This is a genomic window from Pseudomonas tensinigenes, assembly GCF_014268445.2.
Classification (GTDB): domain Bacteria; phylum Pseudomonadota; class Gammaproteobacteria; order Pseudomonadales; family Pseudomonadaceae; genus Aquipseudomonas; species Aquipseudomonas tensinigenes.
Window position 1 is genome coordinate 520,919 of sequence record NZ_CP077089.1, and the last position, 19,121, is coordinate 540,039.

Here is a 19,121-nt window from a genome sequence, read left to right on the forward strand (position 1 = left end):
AGGGTGAGGGGCTTTTGCTGTTCAGGGCTCAACGAAAAAACGGCACATCCCCCAACACCGTCGCCCGCTGCATCACCCGCCGCGCCGGCCGATAATCATCCACCGCGTAATGCTGTGTCACGCGGTTATCCCAGAACGCAATATCGTCCTGCTGCCAGCGCCAGCGAATGGTGAATTCCGGCCGCGTTGCATGGGCGAACAGAAACTTCAGAATCGCCTCGCTCTCGGTTTCCGACAGCTCATTGATCTTCGAGGTGAAGCCTTCGTTGACGAACAACGAGCGCCGGCCACTGACCGGGTGCGTACGAATCACCGGGTGCGACAGCGGCGGATTCTTGCGTCGGGCTTCTTCCCACTGCGCCAACGCTTCAGGCGTATTGCCGTAGCGCTCCAGCGGAAACGAGCGGGTGAAATCGTGGGTCGCGGTCAGGCCTTCAAGCAAACCTTTCAGCGGCGCTGACAGCACTTCGTACGCAGCAATCCCACTGGCCCACAGCGTGTCGCCACCAAACTCCGGCAGCAACTTGGCGCTGAGCACCGCGCCCATCGCAGGTGTCGGCAGGAAGGTCACGTCGGTGTGCCAGATCGCGTTGTCGCGCACGTCGGTGACGGCGGTGTCGAGGATCAGCACTTCCGGTTGTTCCGGCACGTTCGGGTAGATCGGGTGAATGTGCAGGTCACCGAAATACGCAGCGAAACGTGCCTGTTGTGACGGCTCTATTGGCTGGTTGCGGAAGAACAGCACTTGATATTTGAGCAGCGCCTGTTCGATGGCGTCGCGGTGTTCCAGGGTCAGCGGCTGACTGATGTCGACGCCGCTGATCTGCGCGCCGAGGGCTGAGCTTAATGGGGTGATGTTGAGGCTGCTCATGGTCTTTCTCTTCGAATTCGGGGTTCAAGCTTTTGTGGGAGCGAGCTTGCTCGCGATTGCAGACTGGCAGACAATGCTGTGGTGAATGACACACCGCAATCGCGAGCAGGCTCACTCCTACAGGGGATTCACATGAAAGTTGTCAGTGGGCCTGGCCGTGCCACGGCACCAGTTTGCGCTGCAGGGCGCGCAGGCCCATTTCCATGGCGAAGGCGATCAGGGCGATGACCAGAATCCCCAGCACCACCACATCGGTGACCAGGAATTGCGCGGCCGACTGCACCATGAAGCCCAAGCCACTGGTGGCGGCGATCAATTCCGCCGCGACCAACGTCGACCAACCCACCCCCAGACCAATGCGCACGCCAGTGAGAATGTCCGGTAGAGCGCTCGGCAAAATCACATGACGAATCAGCTGCAAGCGCGTCGCACCCAACGACTGCGCCGCGCGCAATTTCGCTGGATCAACTGTACGAACACCAGTAGCGGTAGCGATGGCAATCGGCGCGAAAATCGCCAGATAAATCAGCAGCACTTTCGACAACTCACCGATGCCGCACCAGATCACGATCAGCGGCAGATAAGCCAGCGGTGGAATCGGGCGGTAGAACTCGATCAGCGGATCGAGCACGCCACGGGCGATGCGGTTGGCGCCGATGGCAATGCCCACCGGTACGGCGGTCAGAATCGCAAAACCGAGGCCCAGACCGATGCGGCTCAGGCTCGCACCAAGGTGCTGCCACAACGTCGAATCCATGTAACCGGTAGTCGCCAGCAACCAGCCTTTTTGCAGTACGGCTGAGGGTGGCGGCAGGAACAGCGGCTCGATCAATCCAGTGGCTGTTACGGCCCACCAGATTGCCAACAACGCGAATAGCGTCAGCAGGCTGATCCAGCGCGTGCTGAGGCTGCGGCGTACGGGAATCGCCACCGACGGTGTTGCGGGTTTTACCGCAGCCGAAGAAACGTCGTAACTACTCATGCGCGCTCCTGCCGTTGCCCGGCGCTGCGTTGCGAGAACACTTTGCTCAGCACGTGTTCGCGGGTTTCGATAAAACGCGGATCGGATTTGATCGCGCGGGCGGACTCGCCAGCGGCGTAACGCTGACCGAAGTCCAGATGCAGGCGCTCAACGATCTGCCCCGGATTCGGCGCGAGCAGAATCAGGTCAGTGGCGAGGAACACCGCTTCTTCAATGTCATGGGTAATCAGGAAAACCGGCTTGGCCGTGCGCTGCCAGACTTGCAGCAACAGCTCTTGCATCTGCTCGCGGGTGAACGCGTCGAGGGCGCCGAAGGGTTCGTCCATCAGCAATACGCGCGGGTCGGCGGCGAGGGCGCGGGCGAGACCGACACGCTGCTTCTGACCACCGGAGAGTTGCCAGATACGACGGCTTTCAAAACCGGATAGATCAACCAGCGCAAGCATTTCACGGGCGATCTTTTCGCGCTTGTCCTTGGCGACACCGGCCAGCTCCAGACCGAATGCGACGTTGGCCAACACATCCTGCCAAGGCAACAAGGCGTCATCCTGAAACACTACGCCACGTTCGGCGCTCGGGCCTTTGACCGGCACGCCGTCGAGGGTGATGCGCCCGGCGCTCGGTTCGACGAAACCGGCAATCAGGTTCAACAGCGAAGTCTTGCCACTGCCGGACGGGCCGAGGGCGACCAGCAATTGCTGAGGCCCCAGGGTCAGAGAAATATCCGCCAGCACCGGTTCCGGGCTGCCCGGGTACTGTGCGCTGATGCGCTCCAGCTGTAGCAAGGCCATCGCAGTTAACTCCCGATCAGTTGGTGATGAATTTGGCGCTGACGTACGGCGCGTAGTCCGGCAGAACGGCTTCGACCTTGCCTTGCTCCTTGAGGAACGCGGCGGTGTCGGTGATGGCTTTGGTGGTCGGCGCGCCGAGGCTGACGACCTGATCCGCCGCGAGCGGGTAGACGTTGCCTTGCAGCAGCAGCGGAATATCGCTGGCCTTGGCACCGGAGAGTTTCACCAGTTTGTCGACGTTGGACTGATTGGCGAGCCAGGCTTTCGGGTCTTTGCGGTAGTCGGCGTAGGCGTCGAGGGTGACCTTGGCGAACGCGGTGACGATTTCCGGGTGCTTCTCGGCGAAGTCTTTGCGCACGATCCACGCATCGAAGGTCGGCGCGCCGAACTTGGCCAGTTCGCCGGAGGTGATCAGCACTTTGCCGTTTTCCTTGGCCACGCCCAGCGCCGGATCCCACACGTAAGTGGCGTCGATGTCACCGCGTTTCCACGCGGCGATGATCGCTGGCGGCGCGAGGTTGAGCACGGTGACTTTCGATGGGTCGATGTTCCAGTGCTTCAGCGCGGCGAGCAGGCTGTAGTGACCGGTAGACACGAACGGCACGGCGATTTTCTTGCCGATCAGGTCTTGCGGGGTCTTGATGCCGGAGCCGTCGCGGGCGACCAGTGCTTCAGCGGCGCCGATCTGCGTGGCGATGAGGAAAGTTTCGACCGGGACTTTGCGGGTGATCGCTGCGGTCAGCGGGCTCGAACCGAGGTAGCCGATCTGCACATCACCGGAAGCGATGGCGGCGATGATGTCGGCGCCGTTGTCGAACTTGCGCCAGGCAATGTCGGTTTTGGTGGCTTTCTCGTAAGCGCCGTCGGCCTGGGCGACTTTCGCCGGGTCAACAGTGGTTTGGTAGGCGACGGTGAGGTCGGCGGCCTGAGCCAGAAAACTCGCGGCAGCCAGAGAGGCTGCGGCGAGCAGGCGAAGCGGGAAATTCAGTTTCATTGGACAGCTCCATATCAAGCGACCGAGCGTCGGCGTGAAAGGAGACTAAATGATCTAAGAATCAGTAAATAAATAACTTTTTAGAATGAGCTTATGAGCGGAAAAATCTAAGAAGGGAGTCAGATCGTTCCCACGCTCTGCGTGGGAATGCAGCCGGTGACGCTCCGCGTCACCTGGACGCAGAGCGTCCCTTGAGGCGTTACCACGCGGAGCGTGGGAACGATCAAAATTGTGGATATTTCGGATCTTGCGTTCGACATTAGATCTTTGCCCCCTCACCCCAGCCCTCTCCCCCAGGGGGGCGAGGGGGAAAGGGGGCCGATCTCTGTGCTTTTCAAGGCCTGAGTTCGGCTGGATATTTCAGGTCGGCGTAAATCTCAAGAGCACCTGAATTGATCTGGTCAAACGATACTGGACACGGTTATAGGGTTTTACCCTTTTTCATGCCGCCAGGGCCTCCATGTCCACCGGAGTTCGGTAGCCATTGTGACTGTGCAGCCTGATCCGATTGTAATAATGGGTCAGGTAGCGCAACACATCGGTACTGGCCTCGTCTTCGTTTCGGTAGCCTGTCTTGGGTATCCATTCAGATTTCAAACTGCCAAAGAAACGCTCCATCGGCGCGTTATCCCAGCAGTTTCCTCGTCGACTCATGCTTTGTTTTATGCGCATGTCCGCCAGCGTTTCACGAAACACTTTACTACTGTAATGACAGCCCTGATCCGAATGGAACATTAGGTTTTCAGGGCGTCCTCGCGACTCGAAAGCCATCTTTAACGCTCGACAGGTCAGAGCTGAATCCGGACTTCTGGACATCGCCCAGCCGACGATGCGGCGGGCATGCAGATCAAGTACAGCAGCCAGATAAACCCAGTAAGTACCGGCCCAAATGTAAGTCACGTCGCCACACCACACTCGATTGGGGGCCTCGACATTGAATTTACGCTCCAAATGATTGGGGGCGTATTGCGCCTCCGCACCGCTGGGTTTGTACCGATGCCTGCGCCGTTGCTGGCTCTTCAAACCGAGCTCGCGCATCAGGCTACGAGCCATGTAACGACCTACCGACTCTTTTTCGTTACACAGCGCTTTTGACAGGCTGCGCGCGCCCATTGAGCCGCGACTTTGCTCATGTAATTCGGCAGCCTTGATCTTTAGGCGATCGCGCCCGACATGCACTTTCGCCCGCTGTTTCAGACGCTCGTAATAACTGCTGCGGTTGATACCAAACACGCCACACAACTCGGATCTTGGATATTGCTCGCTTAACTCCTCGACCAGCCTTACCGATCGAGGGAATCCGACATCAAGAGAGCTGTAGCCTTTTTTAAAATTTCCTTCTCGCGCTCAATCCGTCGAATTGTTGCTTCCAGTTCTTGGATGCGTTGTTGGTCAACGGTCATGGCCTTGGACTTCTCAGGCGTCTTGCCGCTGCGCTCCGCACGCAGTTGCTCAACCCAGCGGCGCAGAGCTGTAGGGCCCACGCCCATTGCTTCACAGGCTTCACTCACCGAATAGTCTTTATCCAAAACCAGGCAAGCCGCATCCCGTTTGAAATCTGTCGAAAAATATCGTCTGGTCAAATCACACCTCGTCGTTGGGCGTAGATTAACGCCCTTTAGGGGTGTCCAGAATCATTAAGCCAGATCAAATCAGTCCCCTCTCCCTCCGGGAGAGGGTTAGGGTGAGGGGCTTTTAGTTGCTGATCGCTAAAATACTCGCCTGATACGACCCGACAAACACATCAAAATCGCCCACCTCGTTCTGCTCCAGCTCAGCCTGCGCGGCCAGCGAAGTACGCGCCAACTCCTCAAACTTCACCTGCTCATCCGCCGCCAACGGCTCGCTACGGAAGAACTCCGCATGCGCCTGGCTCTGACGCAACGAGAACTGCGCAAAGCTTTCCTTGTGCTCAGCCATCGCCGCCAGGACCTGCGCAGAAGGCGTCAGAGACGGATCGCTGACCTTGGCCAGTTGCGCATCCAGCGCCTTGCTGTGCGCATCGCCGCCATGGCTCTGATCCAGCAACGCCGCCAGCGGGGCGATTTGTTCCAGCAATTCTGCAGCCCAGGTCTTCATCTCCACCGACTCACCGTCACGCTGCAATTGCAGACCCGGACGACGACCTTCCTTGACCACGCTGAGGAAGTTCGACGTCGCATTGCCGCACGACGTGTTGGTCAGCAACGGACTGTCGTTGAGCGCGCAATACAGCAGGAACGCATCGAGGAAGCGCGACTCGGTGAGGTCGATGCCCATCGGCAAAAACGGGTTGATATCCAGGCAACGCACTTCGACGTACTGAATGCCACGGGCGACCAACGCCTGAATCGGCCGCTCGCCGGTGTAGGTCACGCGTTTCGGGCGGATGTTGGAGTAGTACTCGTTTTCGATCTGCAGGATGTTGGTGTTCAACTGCACCCACTCGCCATCCTGATGTGTGCCGACTTCAACGTACGGCGCGTACGGCGTGGCCACGGCTTTGCGCAGGCTGTCGGTGTAGCTCGCCAGATCGTTGTAGCACGGTGTCAGACCGGCCTGGGCGTTGCTCTGGTAACCGAGGTCGCTCATGCGCAGGCTGGTGGCATACGGCAAATACAAGGTGTCCGGATCGAGCTGTTCCAGCTGATGCGAACGACCGCGCAGGAAACCGGCGTCGAGCGCTGGCGAGGCACCGAACAGGTACATCAGCAGCCAGCTGTAACGACGGAAATTACGGATCAGTGCGATGTAGGAAAACGACTGATAATCGCGGTCAGTGCCGACAAATCCTTCGGTTTCACGCAGCAGCGGCCAGAGCTTTTCCGGCAGGGAGAAGTTGTAGTGAATCCCGGCGATGCACTGCATGGTCTTGCCGTACCGCAGGGCCAGACCCTTGCGATAGACGTACTTGAGCTGACCGATGTTGGAGGTGCCGTAATAGGCGATCGGGATGTCTTCCTCGGCCGGCAACGGGCACGGCATCGATGGACTCCACAGGTACTCGTTGCCGAGTTTGCTGTAGGCAAAACGGTGAATCTTGTCCAGGCTCGCCAGCGTGTCGGCCGGGTCGGGCAGGGCGGGCGTGATGAATTCCAGCAGCGACTCGGAGTAGTCGGTGGTGATCTGTTCGTTGGTCAGCGCGGAACCCAAGGCTTCGGGGTGCGGCGTTTGCGCCAGGCGACCTTCGCTGGTCACGCGCAGGCATTCACGTTCGATACCGTGCAGGCACTGCTCGAGCAGAGAGAGGTTAGCGCGCTCGCCGAGCAGAGCCAGGCGGCGGTTGAGAAGTTCGCTCAATTTGGATTCCTTCACGCGTCAGTCGCCCCAATATGGGGGTGGGCAGGACGGTCTACAAGGGTGAAGTTGAAACTGGCGTTTTCGCCTGGTTTTGTAGCGGCAGGCCATTTGCCGGTCAGTCAGGAACTGCACAATCCCTGTGGGAGCGAGCTTGCTCGCGAAGAGGGTTTATCAGCCAAAATTTCGGTTGCCTGACACACCGCCTTCGCGAGCACGCTCGCTCCCACAAGGTTCGTTGCGCCGAAATTAACTCAAAATGATGACCGGTAGCTACAGGACAGCGAACGTGCCTTGCGCTTTTGCGACCAGTTTGTCGCCCTGCATCACGTCGGCTTCGACCACCAGCGTGCGCCGGCCCGGGTGAATCACCCGTGCCGTGCATAGCACCTCACCGTCAGAAACGGCGCGGATATAGTTGATCTTGCACTCGATGGTCGCGCTCTGCTGATCGAAGCCGTGGGTGCTGGAACAGGCCAGCCCCATGGCGATGTCGACCAGACTGAACAGCGCGCCACCGTGCAATTTGCCGCCGCGATTGCGCAGTTCCGGTTCCAGCACCAGGGCGACTTGCGCCACCCCGGTTTCCAGGCTGTGCAGGCGGCAGCCCAACAGCTTGAAAAACGCGCTCTCGACGAGCCCGGCCGGAATTTCCATCAGCGCTTCTTCAACTGCTTGGCGTTGGCGAACAGCGAGGCCATCGCGTTGTTCACTGGCGCTGCGGTTGCGGTTTCCTTGCGTGGCGCATTGTTCGAAGGCTGGCGCTGGGCCGAGCCCGGACGCGAACCACGGGCACCGTCGATTTTCTCGCCCGGGGTGTCGCCCATGCGCATCGACAGGCCAACGCGTTTGCGCGGAATGTCGACTTCCATGACCTTCACCTTGACCACGTCACCGGCCTTCACCGCTTCGCGCGGATCCTTGATGAACTTCTCCGACAGCGCCGAGATATGCACCAGACCGTCCTGATGCACGCCGATGTCGACGAAGGCACCGAACGCAGTCACGTTGGTCACCACGCCTTCGAGGATCATCCCCAGTTGCAGGTCTTTCAGATCTTCGACGCCTTCCTGGAACTCGGCAGTCTTGAACTCCGGACGCGGGTCGCGGCCCGGTTTTTCCAGTTCCTGGATGATGTCGGTGACGGTTGGCAGACCGAAGGTCTCGTCGGTGAATTTCTTCGGATCCAGACGCTTGAGGAAGCTTGCATCACCGATCAGCGAGCGGATATCACGGTCGGTTTCAGCGGCAATACGCTGCACCAGCGGATAGGCTTCCGGGTGAACGGCCGAGGAATCCAGCGGGTTGTCGCCGTTCATCACGCGCAAGAAACCGGCGGCCTGTTCGAAGGTTTTTTCGCCTAGACGTGCGACCTTCTTCAGGGCTGCGCGGGTTTTGAATGCGCCGTGCTCGTCGCGGTGCGCGACGATGTTTTGCGCCAGCGTCGCGTTGAGGCCGGAGATACGCGCCAGCAGCGCCACCGAAGCAGTGTTCACATCAACGCCGACGGCGTTCACGCAGTCCTCGACTACAGCGTCCAGACCACGCGCCAGTTTCAACTGCGAAACGTCGTGCTGGTACTGGCCGACACCGATGGATTTCGGATCGATTTTCACCAGTTCAGCCAGTGGATCTTGCAGGCGACGGGCGATGGACACGGCGCCACGGATCGACACGTCGAGATCCGGGAATTCCTTGGCCGCCAGTTCCGACGCCGAGTACACCGATGCACCGGCCTCGGAGACCATGACTTTGGTCATTTTCATCGCTGGGTATTTTTTGATCAGTTCGATCGCCAGTTTGTCGGTTTCGCGGCTGGCAGTGCCGTTGCCGATGGCGATCAGATCAACCGAATGCTTGGCGCACAGGGCGGCCAGGATCGCGATGGTCTGATCCCACTTGTTGTGCGGCACATGCGGGTAAACCGTGGCGTGATCGAGCAACTTGCCGGTGGAATCGACCACGGCAACCTTGCAACCGGTACGCAGGCCCGGGTCGAGACCGAGGGTTGCGCGCGGGCCGGCCGGCGCGGCCAGCAGCAGGTCGTGCAGGTTGTGCGCGAACACGTTGATCGCCTCGGTTTCGGCGCCATCACGCAGTTCGCCGAGCAGGTCGGTCTCCAGGTGCGTGTAGAGCTTGACCTTCCACGTCCAGCGCACCACTTCACCGAGCCATTTGTCGGCCGGGCGGTTTTGGTTCTGGATGTTGAATTGCTGGCCGATCATGCCTTCGCACGGGTGCATGGTGCCCGGCAGCTCGTCGCCGACTTTCAGCGCGGAGCTGAGGATGCCTTCGTTGCGGCCACGGAAAATCGCCAGCGCGCGGTGCGACGGCATGCTTTTCAGCGGTTCGTCGTGTTCGAAGTAATCGCGGAACTTGGCGCCTTCCTCTTCCTTGCCAGCGATGACGCGGGCACTGAGGGTCGCTTCCTGCTTCAGGTAGTTACGCAGTTTTTCCAGCAGGCTGGCGTCTTCGGCGAAGCGCTCCATGAGGATGTACTTGGCGCCTTCCAGAGCGGCTTTCACATCGGCCACGCCTTTTTCGGCGTCGACGAAGCGTGCGGCTTCGGTTTCCGGGGGCAGGTTCGGGTCGTTGAACAGGCCGTCGGCCAGGTCGCCGAGGCCGGCTTCCAGGGCGATCTGGCCCTTGGTGCGGCGCTTCTGCTTGTACGGCAGGTACAAGTCTTCGAGGCGGGTCTTGGTGTCGGCGAGTTTGATGTCGCGCTCAAGGGCAGGGGTGAGTTTGCCTTGCTCCTCGATGCTGGCGAGGATGCTGATGCGCCGTTCGTCGAGTTCTCGCAGGTAGCGCAGGCGCTCTTCCAGATGACGCAACTGAGTGTCATCGAGGCTGCCGGTGACTTCTTTCCGGTAACGGGCGATGAAGGGAACGGTAGAGCCTTCATCGAGTAGCGCGACGGCCGCTTCGACCTGTTGTGGGCGTACGCCGAGTTCCTCGGCAATGCGGCTGTTGATGCTGTCCATAAAACCACCTGACATATTGTGAAATCAGGCTCTCAGGCACGGAAATAAAGGCCCGGAGTCTGGTTGAGCGGCTAGAAAATTGCCGCTGCCTGGGTCAAAAGGCAGGCCATTGACCCGTGAAATCGAACAATTACTGCGCAGGACAGGAAAAAAAGCCTGCCACCTGCGGTAACGATTCAGACGTTGCCTGGCACAAAACGCCGCGCATTATAACCAGCGTTCTGTCATTCGGGGGCGTCGCAGTCTGTAGGCATAAACCCCGGTTTTCTGGCAGTGAAGGAAAAATCTGCTAACAATGCACACGGTGCGTATAACGGCAGCTACGCCATAATGCGCGCCGAGCTAAAAGGAGCATCCAATGAGCAGCACTGCACAAACTGCTGAAGGCGAAAAAATTCTCATCGTTGACGACGATCCGGGGCTGAGCAGCCTGCTGGAACGTTTTTTCGTCAGCAAGGGCTACCGCGCCCGTACCGTACCGAACACCGAGCAGATGGATCGTCTGCTGTCGCGTGAAGTTTTCAATCTGGTCGTCCTCGACCTGATGCTGCCCGGCGAAGACGGTCTGACCGCGTGCCGGCGTCTGCGGGCCGCGAACAACCAGATCCCGATTATCATGCTCACCGCCAAGGGCGATGAGATGAGCCGTATCAAGGGTCTGGAGCTGGGCGCCGACGATTATCTGGCCAAGCCGTTCAACCCGGACGAACTGATGGCGCGGGTCAAAGCTGTACTGCGTCGTCAGGCCGCACCGGTACCCGGCGCGCCGGGCAGCGAAGACGAAAACGTCACCTTCGGTGATTACGTGTTGTCGCTGGCCACCCGCGAACTGAAACGCGGCGACGAAGTGCACATGCTCACCACCGGTGAGTTTGCGGTACTCAAGGCCCTGGTGATGAACGCGCGTCAGCCGCTGACCCGCGACAAACTGATGAACCTGGCCCGTGGCCGCGAGTGGGATGCCCTCGAGCGTTCCATCGACGTGCAGATTTCCCGTCTGCGCCGCATGATCGAGCCTGATGCATCGAAGCCGCGCTATATCCAGACTGTCTGGGGTGTGGGCTACGTGTTCGTACCGGATGGCGCCGCCACCAAGTGATCGGCGATTTGTAGGAGCGGGTCTGCAGGTTTTGGTCGAACGGCCATGCCCGCAGACTCGCAATCCGCAATATGCGAGCATTGCTCGCTCCTGCAAGTGTGTAGCGGTTATAGATGAAAACCCCCGTCTGGTTCCCCCAAAGCTTTTTCTCCCGCACCCTCTGGCTGGTGCTCATCGTCGTGCTGTTTTCCAAGGCGCTGACCCTGGTTTATCTGTTGATGAACGAGGACGTGCTGGTGGATCGCCAATACAGCCACGGCGTCGCCCTGACGCTGCGTGCCTATTGGGCTGCCGACGAAGAAAACCGCGCGAAGATCGCGGATGCCGCCACCCTGATCCGGGTCGTGGGCGCCGGTGTGCCGGAAGGTGAGCAGCATTGGCCGTACAGCGAAATCTATCAGCGACAAATGCAGGCGGAGCTGGGCGCCGACACTGAAGTGCGTTTGCGCATGCACTCGCCGCCGGCGTTGTGGGTGCGCGCACCGAGCCTCGGTGACGGCTGGCTGAAGGTGCCGCTGTATCCGCATCCTTTGCGCGGCCAGAAAATCTGGAACGTGCTCGGCTGGTTCCTCGCCATCGGCTTGCTGTCGACGGCGTCGGCGTGGATTTTCGTCAGTCAGCTCAACCAACCCTTGAAGCGTCTGGTCTATGCCGCCCGGCAACTCGGTCAGGGTCGCAGCGTACGTCTGCCGATCAGCGATACGCCGAGCGAGATGACCGAGGTGTATCGCGCTTTTAACCAGATGGCCGAAGACGTCGAGCAGGCCGGACGCGAGCGTGAGTTGATGCTGGCCGGCGTGTCCCATGACTTGCGCACACCGTTGACGCGGTTGCGCCTGTCGCTGGAATTGATGGGCGACCGCAATGACCTGACCGACGACATGGTCCGGGACATCGAAGACATGGATGCGATTCTCGACCAGTTCCTCGCGTTTATTCGCGATGGTCGCGACGAATCGGTGGAAGAGGTGGATCTGACTGATCTGGTGCGCGAGGTCGCGGCGCCCTACAACCAGAACGAAGAGAAGGTGCGTTTGCGTCTGGAGCCGATTCAGCCGTTTCCGCTGCGTCGGGTATCGATGAAACGCTTGCTGAACAACCTGATTGGCAACGCCTTGAACCATGCCGGCGGTCACGTTGAAGTCGCGGCTTATGTGTCCGGTGACGTCAGTGCGCCGTATGTGGTGCTGAGCGTGATGGACCGAGGTGCGGGGATTGATCCTTCGGAGCTGGAGGCGATCTTCAACCCGTTTACCCGTGGCGATCGTGCCCGGGGCGGGAAGGGTACTGGCTTGGGTTTGGCGATTGTGAAGCGGATTGCTTCGATGCATGGCGGCAATGTTGAACTGCGCAATCGGTCCGGGGGAGGACTGGAGGCGCGGGTGAGGTTGCCGTTGGGGTTGATGTTGCCTAGGGACGCTGTGTAGATCAAAAGCCCCTCACCCCAGTCCTCTCCCGTAGGGAGAGGGGGCCGACCGAGGTGTTTTGCGTCATACATCGACCTGAAAGACTGAGTCGATTATGGATCCGGTACAGCAAGATCAAGTCGGCGTATCTCTTAATCATCCCCCAATCTGCCCCTCTCCCGGAGGGAGAGGGGCCGACCGAGGTGTCTGGCGTAATACATCGACCTGAATGACCGAGTCGATTATGGATTCGGCACAGCAGGATCAGGTCGGCGTAGTTCTCCAATATCCCCCAATCAGTCCCCTCTCCCCCTGGGAGAGGGTTAGGGTGAGGGGCTGTTGCTCTAGCCCTTGCCTTTTGTCCGAGTCATATTCGGCCCGCCATTCTTCTCAAGGTGCTCAATGATGATCCCCGCCACATTCTTCCCGGTGGTGGTCTCGATCCCTTCCAGCCCCGGCGACGAATTCACTTCCATCACCAGCGGCCCGTGATTGGAGCGCAGGATATCCACGCCCGCCACCGCCAGGCCCATGACCTTCGCCGCGCGCAACGCGGTCATGCGTTCCTCTGGGGTGATCTTGATCAGGCTGGCGCTGCCGCCGCGATGCAGGTTGGAGCGGAACTCACCCGGTTTGGCCTGACGCTTCATTGCCGCGATGACTTTGTCACCGACCACGAAGCAACGAATATCCGCACCGCCCGCTTCCTTGATGTACTCCTGAACCATGATGTTCTGCTTCAGGCCCATGAACGCCTCGATCACCGACTCTGCCGCCGTGGCGGTTTCGCACAGCACCACGCCGATACCTTGCGTGCCTTCCAGCACTTTGATCACCAATGGCGCACCGTTGACCATGTCGATCAGATCGGGAATGTCATCCGGCGAGTGGGCAAACCCGGTCACCGGCAGACCGATGCCGCGCCGCGACAGCAGTTGCAGCGAACGCAACTTGTCCCGCGAACGGGCGATGGCCACCGATTCGTTGAGCGGGAATACCCCCATCATTTCGAACTGGCGCAACACCGCGCAGCCGTAGAACGTCACCGACGCACCGATCCGAGGAATCACCGCGTCAAAGCCTTCCAGCGGTTTGCCGCGATAGTGGATCTGCGGCTTGTGGCTGGCGATGTTCATGTAGGCGCGCAAGGTGTCGATCACTACCATTTCATGCCCGCGCTCGGTTCCGGCTTCGACCAGACGGCGGGTGGAATACAGACGCGGGTTCCGCGACAGCACAGCGATCTTCATGCAACACCTGTGGAGGAGGTAGATACCGGGAACACCGGCTTGTCTTGTACATACTTGATGCCCGGATTGACGACCAGTTGGCCATCGATCAGGGCTTTGGAACCGAGCAACAGGCGATAGCGCATGGATTTGCGGCAGGCGAGGGTGAACTCGATCGGCCAGACCCGATCACCCAAAGCCAGAGTGGTGCTGATCACATAGCGCTCCTGGGCATGGCCGTTGGAGCTTTTGATGGTTTTGCGCGTCACCAGTGGCGCTTCGCAGCGGCGGTGACGCAACTGCACCACCGTGCCGAGGTGCGCGGTGAAGCGCACCCATTTCTCACCGTCGCGTTCGAACGGTTCGATGTCGGTGGCATGCAGGCTGGAGGTGCTGGCGCCGGTGTCGATTTTCGCTCGCAGGCCTGCGACTCCCAGATCAGGGAGCGCCACCCACTCACGCAGACCGACAACGGTCAAATGATCAAATGTCTTCAATAGAAAAAACCAACGATTAACGTGTCCAGGCCTCAGGTGAAACCTGGGCCAACGCTTTGAATGCAGGTTTGGCGAACCAGTAGCCCTGCATCAGAAATATTCCACAGTCCGCCAGGAAATCCCGTTCACCGGCGCTCTCGATGCCTTCGGCAATGACTGTAACGTCCAACTCCGCACAGATTGTGACAATCCCCCGGACGATCGCCTGACGAACACGGTCTTGATCGACATTGCGGATCAGCGCCATGTCGAGTTTGATCAGGTCCGGTTGGAAATCAGCCAGCAGATTGAGCCCCGAATAACCGGCACCGAAATCGTCGATGGCAGTCTTGAAGCCGAATTCGCGGTATTCACGCAGAATATTGGTCAAATGGCGATAGTTATCTACGTGCTCGCTTTCCAGGGTTTCGAAAATCAGCCGGTCGATAGGGAAACGGTGTTTTTTTGCCGCCTCCAGGGTACTGCGAATGCATAACTCTGGACGATAGACCGCGTTGGGCATGAAGTTGATCGACAAGTGTGTCTGCATATTAAGATCGGCCGCACCTTCGATGGCGCGGGTCCGGCAGAGCTGGTCGAAACGGTAGCGGTTATCTTCTGTAACCTGATCCAACACAGTGAGTGCGCCTTCACCCTTCACACCGCGAACCAGCGCTTCATGGGCGAAAACCGACTGGTCGCGCAGATCCACGATGGGTTGGTAGGCGAAGGAAAAATCGAAGCCCAGCGGTTCGCTTTGCTGACACCCTTGGCAACCGGCCTTGGGTGAGGTTAATGAAGACGGAAATTTAGTCACTCGATCACTCCATGCCGATGTACCGGCCAAGATCACAGTCTATCTGGAGGGCCGAGTTCTTGCGCCCGACAGAAACGGTAGTACAGTTCCGACTACTGGCCGAACGAGGAATTCAAATGGCACAAAAAAGCGAAGAGGACGACAAGGTCCGTCTCGACAAGTGGCTGTGGGCTGCGCGTTTTTATAAGACCCGCGCCTTGGCCAAAGCGGCGATCGAGAGCGGCAAGGTGCATTGTCGCGGCGAACGCTGCAAGCCTGGCAAAGAGCCACGCATTGGCGATGAGTTCGAGATTCGTACCGGGTTTGAAGTGCGTACGGTGAAGGTTGAAGCTTTGTCGATTGTGCGACGTGGCGCCCCGGAGGCGCAGACGCTGTATGCAGAGACCGAGGCAAGTATTGCCAAGCGTGAAGCAGCCGCGGCGATGCGCAAGGCGGGTGCGTTGGGCGTGAGCACTGACGGCAAGCCGAGCAAGAAACAGCGGCGGGATTTGTTCAAGTTTCGCGGTAGCAGTAACGACGAATAATCGCGTTGTTGGTGCTGGCCTCTTCGCGAGCCAACTCGCTCCCACAGGAAACTGCATTCTAATGTGGGAGCGAGCCTGCTCGCGAATCGCGGGCGTAGCCCTCGCCGAAGACAGCTCGATATCAGGCGCTACGCACCACACTCATCCGCGAAACCAGCGGCAACTTGCCCACCAGCGAAAAGATCGGCGCCGTCACCTTCAGCCAGAAGTTCGAGGCGTGATACGCAAACGGCGTGTAGTAACCCCAACCCAACGCCCACACCGCCAGCAGCAGACCGCCGATGTAATCGTCCTGACCCCAATGCGCACCGGCCACCAGGCGCGGCAGCATGAACAGCAGCGCCAGACCCCAGATCGTCAGAAACTGGCCGACCGTACGACTGAACACGCCCATAAATAGCGCCCAGATCAACAGCACTGAAGCATGATCACCCGGAAAACTCTGGCCGGAGCGATCCTTCAGCTCCCAGGTTTTCTCCAGGTGCGGGAAGTAATCGCTGATATGCACCGCGCCTTCGAGCACCATCGACGGGCTGCTGTGTTGCCAGTCCATATGGTCGGCGAACTTGGAAAACAGCGCGCGGATCACCACCATCAACAACAGGATCGAGAAAAAACCGAAGAATGCGCGACGCACGTCAATGGCCTTGAACACCCAGTCACCCTTGATCAGCAGCGTCAGCAGGATCAGTCCGACAACGATGTCGAATGGGCGCAGACTTGCAATTGCCCAGATGTGGAGCCATATCGGGTTGCTGGCAAGCGGTGCATTGAGCGAGCGGAACAGCCACTCGTCGAAAATCACACACAGCGAGTTGCCCGTAGGCCATAACCAGAAAGCCAGTAGCGCCAACGGCACTACGTTGCACAGAACCAGCCGGCCGAGGTTCCACCTAGATTGGAACAAACCCGGATTGTTCATAAAATGCCTCCCATGGCACAGCAGTCGGCACCAAAAAGAGTGCCAAGAAGCGCAAATTTTCACGTCTTGTAACCATTTTGTCACCACATTCAGATACCCAAAATTATGACCGACCTAGCGGATACCGATTTCACCCAACGTTTCATCTTCGATGACAGCGACACGCGCGGCGAACTGGTTGCGCTTGAACGCAGCTACGCCGAGGTTCTCGCCAAGCACCCGTACCCGGAGCCAGTGGCGCAACTGCTGGGCGAATTGATGGCGGCCGCCTCGTTGCTGGTAGGCACGCTGAAGTTCGATGGCTTGCTGATTCTGCAGGCGCGTTCCGAAGGCCCGATCCCGCTGCTGATGATCGAATGTTCCAGCGAGCGCGATATCCGTGGCCTGGCGCGTTACAACGCCGAGCAGATCGCGCCGGACGCGACCCTTGCCGATCTGATGCCGGGCGGTGACCTGACCCTGACCGTCGACCCGACTGTCGGTCAGCGCTACCAGGGCATTGTCGATCTCGACGGCGAAACCCTGTCGGAATGCTTCACCAACTATTTCGTCATGTCGCAACAGGTCGGTACGCGCTTCAAGCTGTTCGCCGATGGCCGTCGTGCCCGCGGGATGCTGCTGCAACAACTGCCGGCCGATCGCTTGAAAGACGAAGAAGAGCGCGCCGCCAGCTGGCAGCACCTCACCGCACTGGCGAGCACACTGACCGCCGATGAGTTATTGAGCCTGGACAACGAAACCGTGCTGCATCGCCTCTACCATGAAGAGCAAGTGCGCCTGTTCGATGTGCAGAACCTGCGTTTCCGTTGCACCTGCTCGCGCGAGCGTTCGGGCAACGCGCTGGTCAGTCTGGGTCTTGAGGATGCACAACAATTGGTTCAAGAGAACGGCGGTACTATCGAGATCGATTGCCAGTTCTGCAATCAGCAGTACCTGTTCGACGCGGCCGATATTGCTCAATTGTTCGCTGGCGCAGGCGTCGACACGCCGTCAGATACCCGGCACTAAAACGGTTCAGCGCAGGTAAATTCACTGCGTAACGACGGAATTTCGCCGTTACGACGGGAGGACCCTACTCTTTTTGGGCTTTTCTGGCATAATCCGGCCCACTTTTTTCGCGGTAGTAGTGCACGACTTTCTACTACAAAACGTTTGGAGCACACTCGGCCACTGGCCGACGGGGAACCTCATGACGCAAGCCAATAACGCCGTGTACACCGATCTGAGTGTTGATGATCTGGTAAAAGAAGCCCTGAACCGCGGTGAGGGCGAGCTTGCCGATACCGGCGCTCTGGTTGTTCGCACTGGTCACCGCACCGGTCGTTCGCCTGTTGACCGTTTCATCGTTGAAGAGCCTTCCACCCAGGCCGCTATTGCCTGGGGCCCGATCAACCGCAAGTTCCCGGCCGATAAGTTCGACGCGCTGTGGGCTCGCGTAGAAGCATTCAACAACGCGCAAGAGCACTTTGTGTCCCACGTGCATGTAGGCGCGGCGGAAGATCACTACCTGGCCGTGAAAATGACCACTCAGACTGCCTGGCAGAATCTGTTCGGTCGTTGCCTGTTCATCAACCCGGCCCAGTACAACCCGGCCGGTCGTGAAGAGTGGCAAGTGCTCAACGTGGCCAACTTCGAGTGCGTGCCTGAGCGTGACGGCACCAACTCCGACGGTTGCGTGATCCTCAACTTCGCACAGAAGAAAGTGTTGATCGCCGGCATGCGTTACGCCGGTGAGATGAAGAAAGCCATGTTCTCCGTGCAGAACTTCCTGCTGCCGGCCGCTGACGTGCTGCCAATGCACTGCGCTGCCAACATCGGCGAAGAAGGCGACGTGACCCTGTTCTTCGGTCTGTCGGGCACCGGTAAAACCACCCTGTCGGCCGACGAAAGCCGTTACCTGATCGGTGACGACGAACACGGCTGGGGCGAAGGCGTGGTGTTCAACATCGAAGGCGGTTGCTATGCCAAGTGCATCGACCTCTCCGAGAAGAACGAGCCGGTTATCTGGAAAGCCATCAAGCACGGCGCTGTACTGGAAAACGTCGTTATCGACGACGCCAAGCACGCCGACTACGCCGATGTCAGCCTGACCCAGAACAGCCGCGCCGCGTACCCGCTGGAGCACGTTGCCAAGCGTTCCGAGCACAACCTCGGTGGCGAGCCAAACGCTGTAATCTTCCTGACCTGCGACCTGACCGGCGTACTGCCGCCAGTGTCGATCCTCAACGAAGAACAAGCGGCCTACCACTTCCTGTCCGGCTACACCGCACTGGTGGGCTCGACTGAAATGGGTTCGGGCAGCGGCATCAAGTCGACCTTCTCCACCTGCTTCGGCGCACCGTTCTTCCCGCGTCCAGCTGGCGAGTACGCTGAGCTGCTGATCAAGCGCATCCGTGGCTTCGGCTCCAAGGTCTACCTGGTCAACACCGGCTGGACCGGCGGCGGCTACGGCGTCGGCAAACGCTTCAACATCCCGACCACTCGCGCAGTGATCGCAGCGATCCAGAGCGGCGCGCTGATCGGTGCAGCCACTGAACACCTCGACACCATCAACCTCGACGTGCCACTGGCCGTACCGGGCGTTGAAACCAACCTGCTTAACCCACGCAACACCTGGGCTGACAAGGCTGCGTACGACGAGGCTGCGAAAGCACTGGCCGGTCTGTTCATCGAGAACTTCAAAAAGTTTGAAGTTAGCGACGCGATCAAGGCTGCAGGGCCGAAGTTGTAAGATTGGTTTGTTGTGAATGAAA

General features: G+C 59.3%; 17 protein-coding genes. 5 read left to right on the plus strand and 12 right to left on the minus strand.

The window, feature by feature from the left end; translation table 11 throughout:
* Positions 1–28 precede the first annotated feature (28 nt).
* The 8 genes from tauD to HU718_RS02305 all read right to left on the minus strand — a co-directional run bounded on the left by tauD (position 29) and on the right by HU718_RS02305 (position 9,895).
* Positions 29–871, minus strand: a complete 843-nt coding sequence (gene tauD, locus HU718_RS02270) for a taurine dioxygenase (RefSeq protein ID WP_186616639.1) — start codon at positions 869–871, stop codon at positions 29–31.
* A 142-nt stretch (positions 872–1,013) separates the two neighbouring features.
* Positions 1,014–1,853, minus strand: a complete 840-nt coding sequence (gene tauC / locus HU718_RS02275) for a taurine ABC transporter permease TauC (protein WP_186616638.1) — start codon at positions 1,851–1,853, stop codon at positions 1,014–1,016.
* Positions 1,850–2,644, minus strand: coding sequence for a taurine ABC transporter ATP-binding subunit (gene tauB / locus HU718_RS02280; RefSeq protein WP_038359812.1), 795 nt, complete (start codon positions 2,642–2,644; stop codon positions 1,850–1,852). Before tauB ends, tauC begins: the two co-directional genes overlap by 4 nt.
* A gap of 16 nt (positions 2,645–2,660) precedes the next feature.
* Entirely contained in the window at positions 2,661–3,638 is a 978-nt protein-coding gene (gene tauA, locus HU718_RS02285; RefSeq protein ID WP_186616637.1) for a taurine ABC transporter substrate-binding protein, read from the minus strand.
* A 441-nt stretch (positions 3,639–4,079) separates the two neighbouring features.
* Positions 4,080–5,221 (minus strand): IS3 family transposase gene (locus tag HU718_RS02290; RefSeq protein ID WP_437180867.1). Its coding sequence is split into 2 segments (ribosomal slippage): positions 4,080–4,960 and positions 4,960–5,221, totalling 1,143 coding nucleotides; the frame shifts between segments, so codons are not numbered across the junction.
* A 112-nt stretch (positions 5,222–5,333) separates the two neighbouring features.
* The gene (gene gshA, locus HU718_RS02295; RefSeq protein ID WP_186613093.1) at positions 5,334–6,917 is read right to left on the minus strand and encodes a glutamate--cysteine ligase; all 1,584 of its coding nucleotides are present in this window, start codon (positions 6,915–6,917) and stop codon (positions 5,334–5,336) included.
* 270 nt (positions 6,918–7,187) lie between these two features.
* Positions 7,188–7,571, minus strand: a complete 384-nt coding sequence (locus HU718_RS02300) for a PaaI family thioesterase (protein ID WP_007917925.1) — start codon at positions 7,569–7,571, stop codon at positions 7,188–7,190.
* Positions 7,571–9,895: a Tex family protein gene (locus HU718_RS02305; RefSeq protein ID WP_186613091.1), complete on the minus strand. Its 2,325-nt coding sequence runs from the start codon at positions 9,893–9,895 to the stop codon at positions 7,571–7,573. The genes HU718_RS02300 and HU718_RS02305 overlap by 1 nt, the downstream gene beginning before the upstream one ends.
* A 358-nt stretch (positions 9,896–10,253) precedes the next feature.
* Between HU718_RS02305 and ompR the strand changes: the two genes are divergently transcribed.
* Both ompR and HU718_RS02315 read left to right on the plus strand, forming a co-directional pair.
* Entirely contained in the window at positions 10,254–10,994 is a 741-nt protein-coding gene (gene ompR, locus HU718_RS02310) for an osmolarity response regulator transcription factor OmpR (RefSeq protein ID WP_095123420.1), read from the plus strand.
* A 113-nt stretch (positions 10,995–11,107) separates the two neighbouring features.
* Positions 11,108–12,421 (plus strand): ATP-binding protein, encoded by a 1,314-nt coding sequence (locus HU718_RS02315; RefSeq protein ID WP_007917930.1) that lies wholly within the window; start codon positions 11,108–11,110, stop codon positions 12,419–12,421.
* A 323-nt stretch (positions 12,422–12,744) separates the two neighbouring features.
* Here HU718_RS02315 and rimK read toward each other — a convergent pair whose 3' ends face one another.
* Genes rimK through rimA form a run of 3 tightly spaced genes read right to left on the minus strand, consistent with a single transcriptional unit; the run spans position 12,745 to position 14,922 of the window.
* On the minus strand, positions 12,745–13,650 hold the full coding sequence (gene rimK, locus HU718_RS02320; protein ID WP_007949201.1) for a 30S ribosomal protein S6--L-glutamate ligase: 906 nt from the start codon (positions 13,648–13,650) through the stop codon (positions 12,745–12,747).
* Positions 13,647–14,126, minus strand: a complete 480-nt coding sequence (rimB, locus tag HU718_RS02325; RefSeq protein ID WP_042557136.1) for a retropepsin-like aspartic endopeptidase RimB — start codon at positions 14,124–14,126, stop codon at positions 13,647–13,649. Before rimB ends, rimK begins: the two co-directional genes overlap by 4 nt.
* Before the next feature lie 16 nt (positions 14,127–14,142).
* On the minus strand, positions 14,143–14,922 hold the full coding sequence (rimA, locus tag HU718_RS02330; protein ID WP_186613107.1) for a S6 modification regulatory phosphodiesterase RimA: 780 nt from the start codon (positions 14,920–14,922) through the stop codon (positions 14,143–14,145).
* A 116-nt stretch (positions 14,923–15,038) separates the two neighbouring features.
* On the opposite strand from rimA, the gene HU718_RS02335 reads away from it, so the two are divergent.
* The gene (locus HU718_RS02335; RefSeq protein WP_007917939.1) at positions 15,039–15,446 is read left to right on the plus strand and encodes an RNA-binding S4 domain-containing protein; all 408 of its coding nucleotides are present in this window, start codon (positions 15,039–15,041) and stop codon (positions 15,444–15,446) included.
* A 121-nt stretch (positions 15,447–15,567) separates the two neighbouring features.
* On the opposite strand, the gene HU718_RS02340 is transcribed toward HU718_RS02335, so the two are convergent.
* On the minus strand, positions 15,568–16,368 hold the full coding sequence (locus HU718_RS02340; protein ID WP_102899596.1) for a phosphatase PAP2 family protein: 801 nt from the start codon (positions 16,366–16,368) through the stop codon (positions 15,568–15,570).
* Positions 16,369–16,473: 105 nt separating this feature from the next.
* On the opposite strand from HU718_RS02340, the gene hslO reads away from it, so the two are divergent.
* Positions 16,474–17,376 carry an Hsp33 family molecular chaperone HslO gene (gene hslO, locus HU718_RS02345; protein WP_110720684.1) on the plus strand — a complete coding sequence of 301 codons (903 nt, stop codon included), beginning with the start codon at positions 16,474–16,476 and terminating at the stop codon, positions 17,374–17,376.
* 181 nt (positions 17,377–17,557) lie between these two features.
* Positions 17,558–19,099: a phosphoenolpyruvate carboxykinase gene (locus HU718_RS02350; RefSeq protein ID WP_007917942.1), complete on the plus strand. Its 1,542-nt coding sequence runs from the start codon at positions 17,558–17,560 to the stop codon at positions 19,097–19,099.
* Positions 19,100–19,121: the final 22 nt, after the last annotated feature.

Excerpts from the sequence above, each read along its gene's own strand:
- tauB (WP_038359812.1), bottom strand. The coding sequence starts at position 2,644 with ATGGCCTTGCTACAGCTGGAGCGCATCAGCGCACAGTACCCGGGCAGC.
- HU718_RS02340 (WP_102899596.1), bottom strand. The coding sequence starts at position 16,368 with ATGAACAATCCGGGTTTGTTCCAATCTAGGTGGAACCTCGGCCGGCTG.
- hslO (WP_110720684.1), top strand. The coding sequence starts at position 16,474 with ATGACCGACCTAGCGGATACCGATTTCACCCAACGTTTCATCTTCGAT.
- ompR (WP_095123420.1), top strand. The coding sequence starts at position 10,254 with ATGAGCAGCACTGCACAAACTGCTGAAGGCGAAAAAATTCTCATCGTT.
- HU718_RS02305 (WP_186613091.1), bottom strand. The coding sequence starts at position 9,895 with ATGGACAGCATCAACAGCCGCATTGCCGAGGAACTCGGCGTACGCCCA.
- tauC (WP_186616638.1), bottom strand. The coding sequence starts at position 1,853 with ATGAGTAGTTACGACGTTTCTTCGGCTGCGGTAAAACCCGCAACACCG.
- rimK (WP_007949201.1), bottom strand. The coding sequence starts at position 13,650 with ATGAAGATCGCTGTGCTGTCGCGGAACCCGCGTCTGTATTCCACCCGC.
- tauD (WP_186616639.1), bottom strand. The coding sequence starts at position 871 with ATGAGCAGCCTCAACATCACCCCATTAAGCTCAGCCCTCGGCGCGCAG.
- HU718_RS02315 (WP_007917930.1), top strand. The coding sequence starts at position 11,108 with ATGAAAACCCCCGTCTGGTTCCCCCAAAGCTTTTTCTCCCGCACCCTC.
- HU718_RS02300 (WP_007917925.1), bottom strand. The coding sequence starts at position 7,571 with ATGGAAATTCCGGCCGGGCTCGTCGAGAGCGCGTTTTTCAAGCTGTTG.
- tauA (WP_186616637.1), bottom strand. The coding sequence starts at position 3,638 with ATGAAACTGAATTTCCCGCTTCGCCTGCTCGCCGCAGCCTCTCTGGCT.
- HU718_RS02350 (WP_007917942.1), top strand. The coding sequence starts at position 17,558 with ATGACGCAAGCCAATAACGCCGTGTACACCGATCTGAGTGTTGATGAT.
- HU718_RS02335 (WP_007917939.1), top strand. The coding sequence starts at position 15,039 with ATGGCACAAAAAAGCGAAGAGGACGACAAGGTCCGTCTCGACAAGTGG.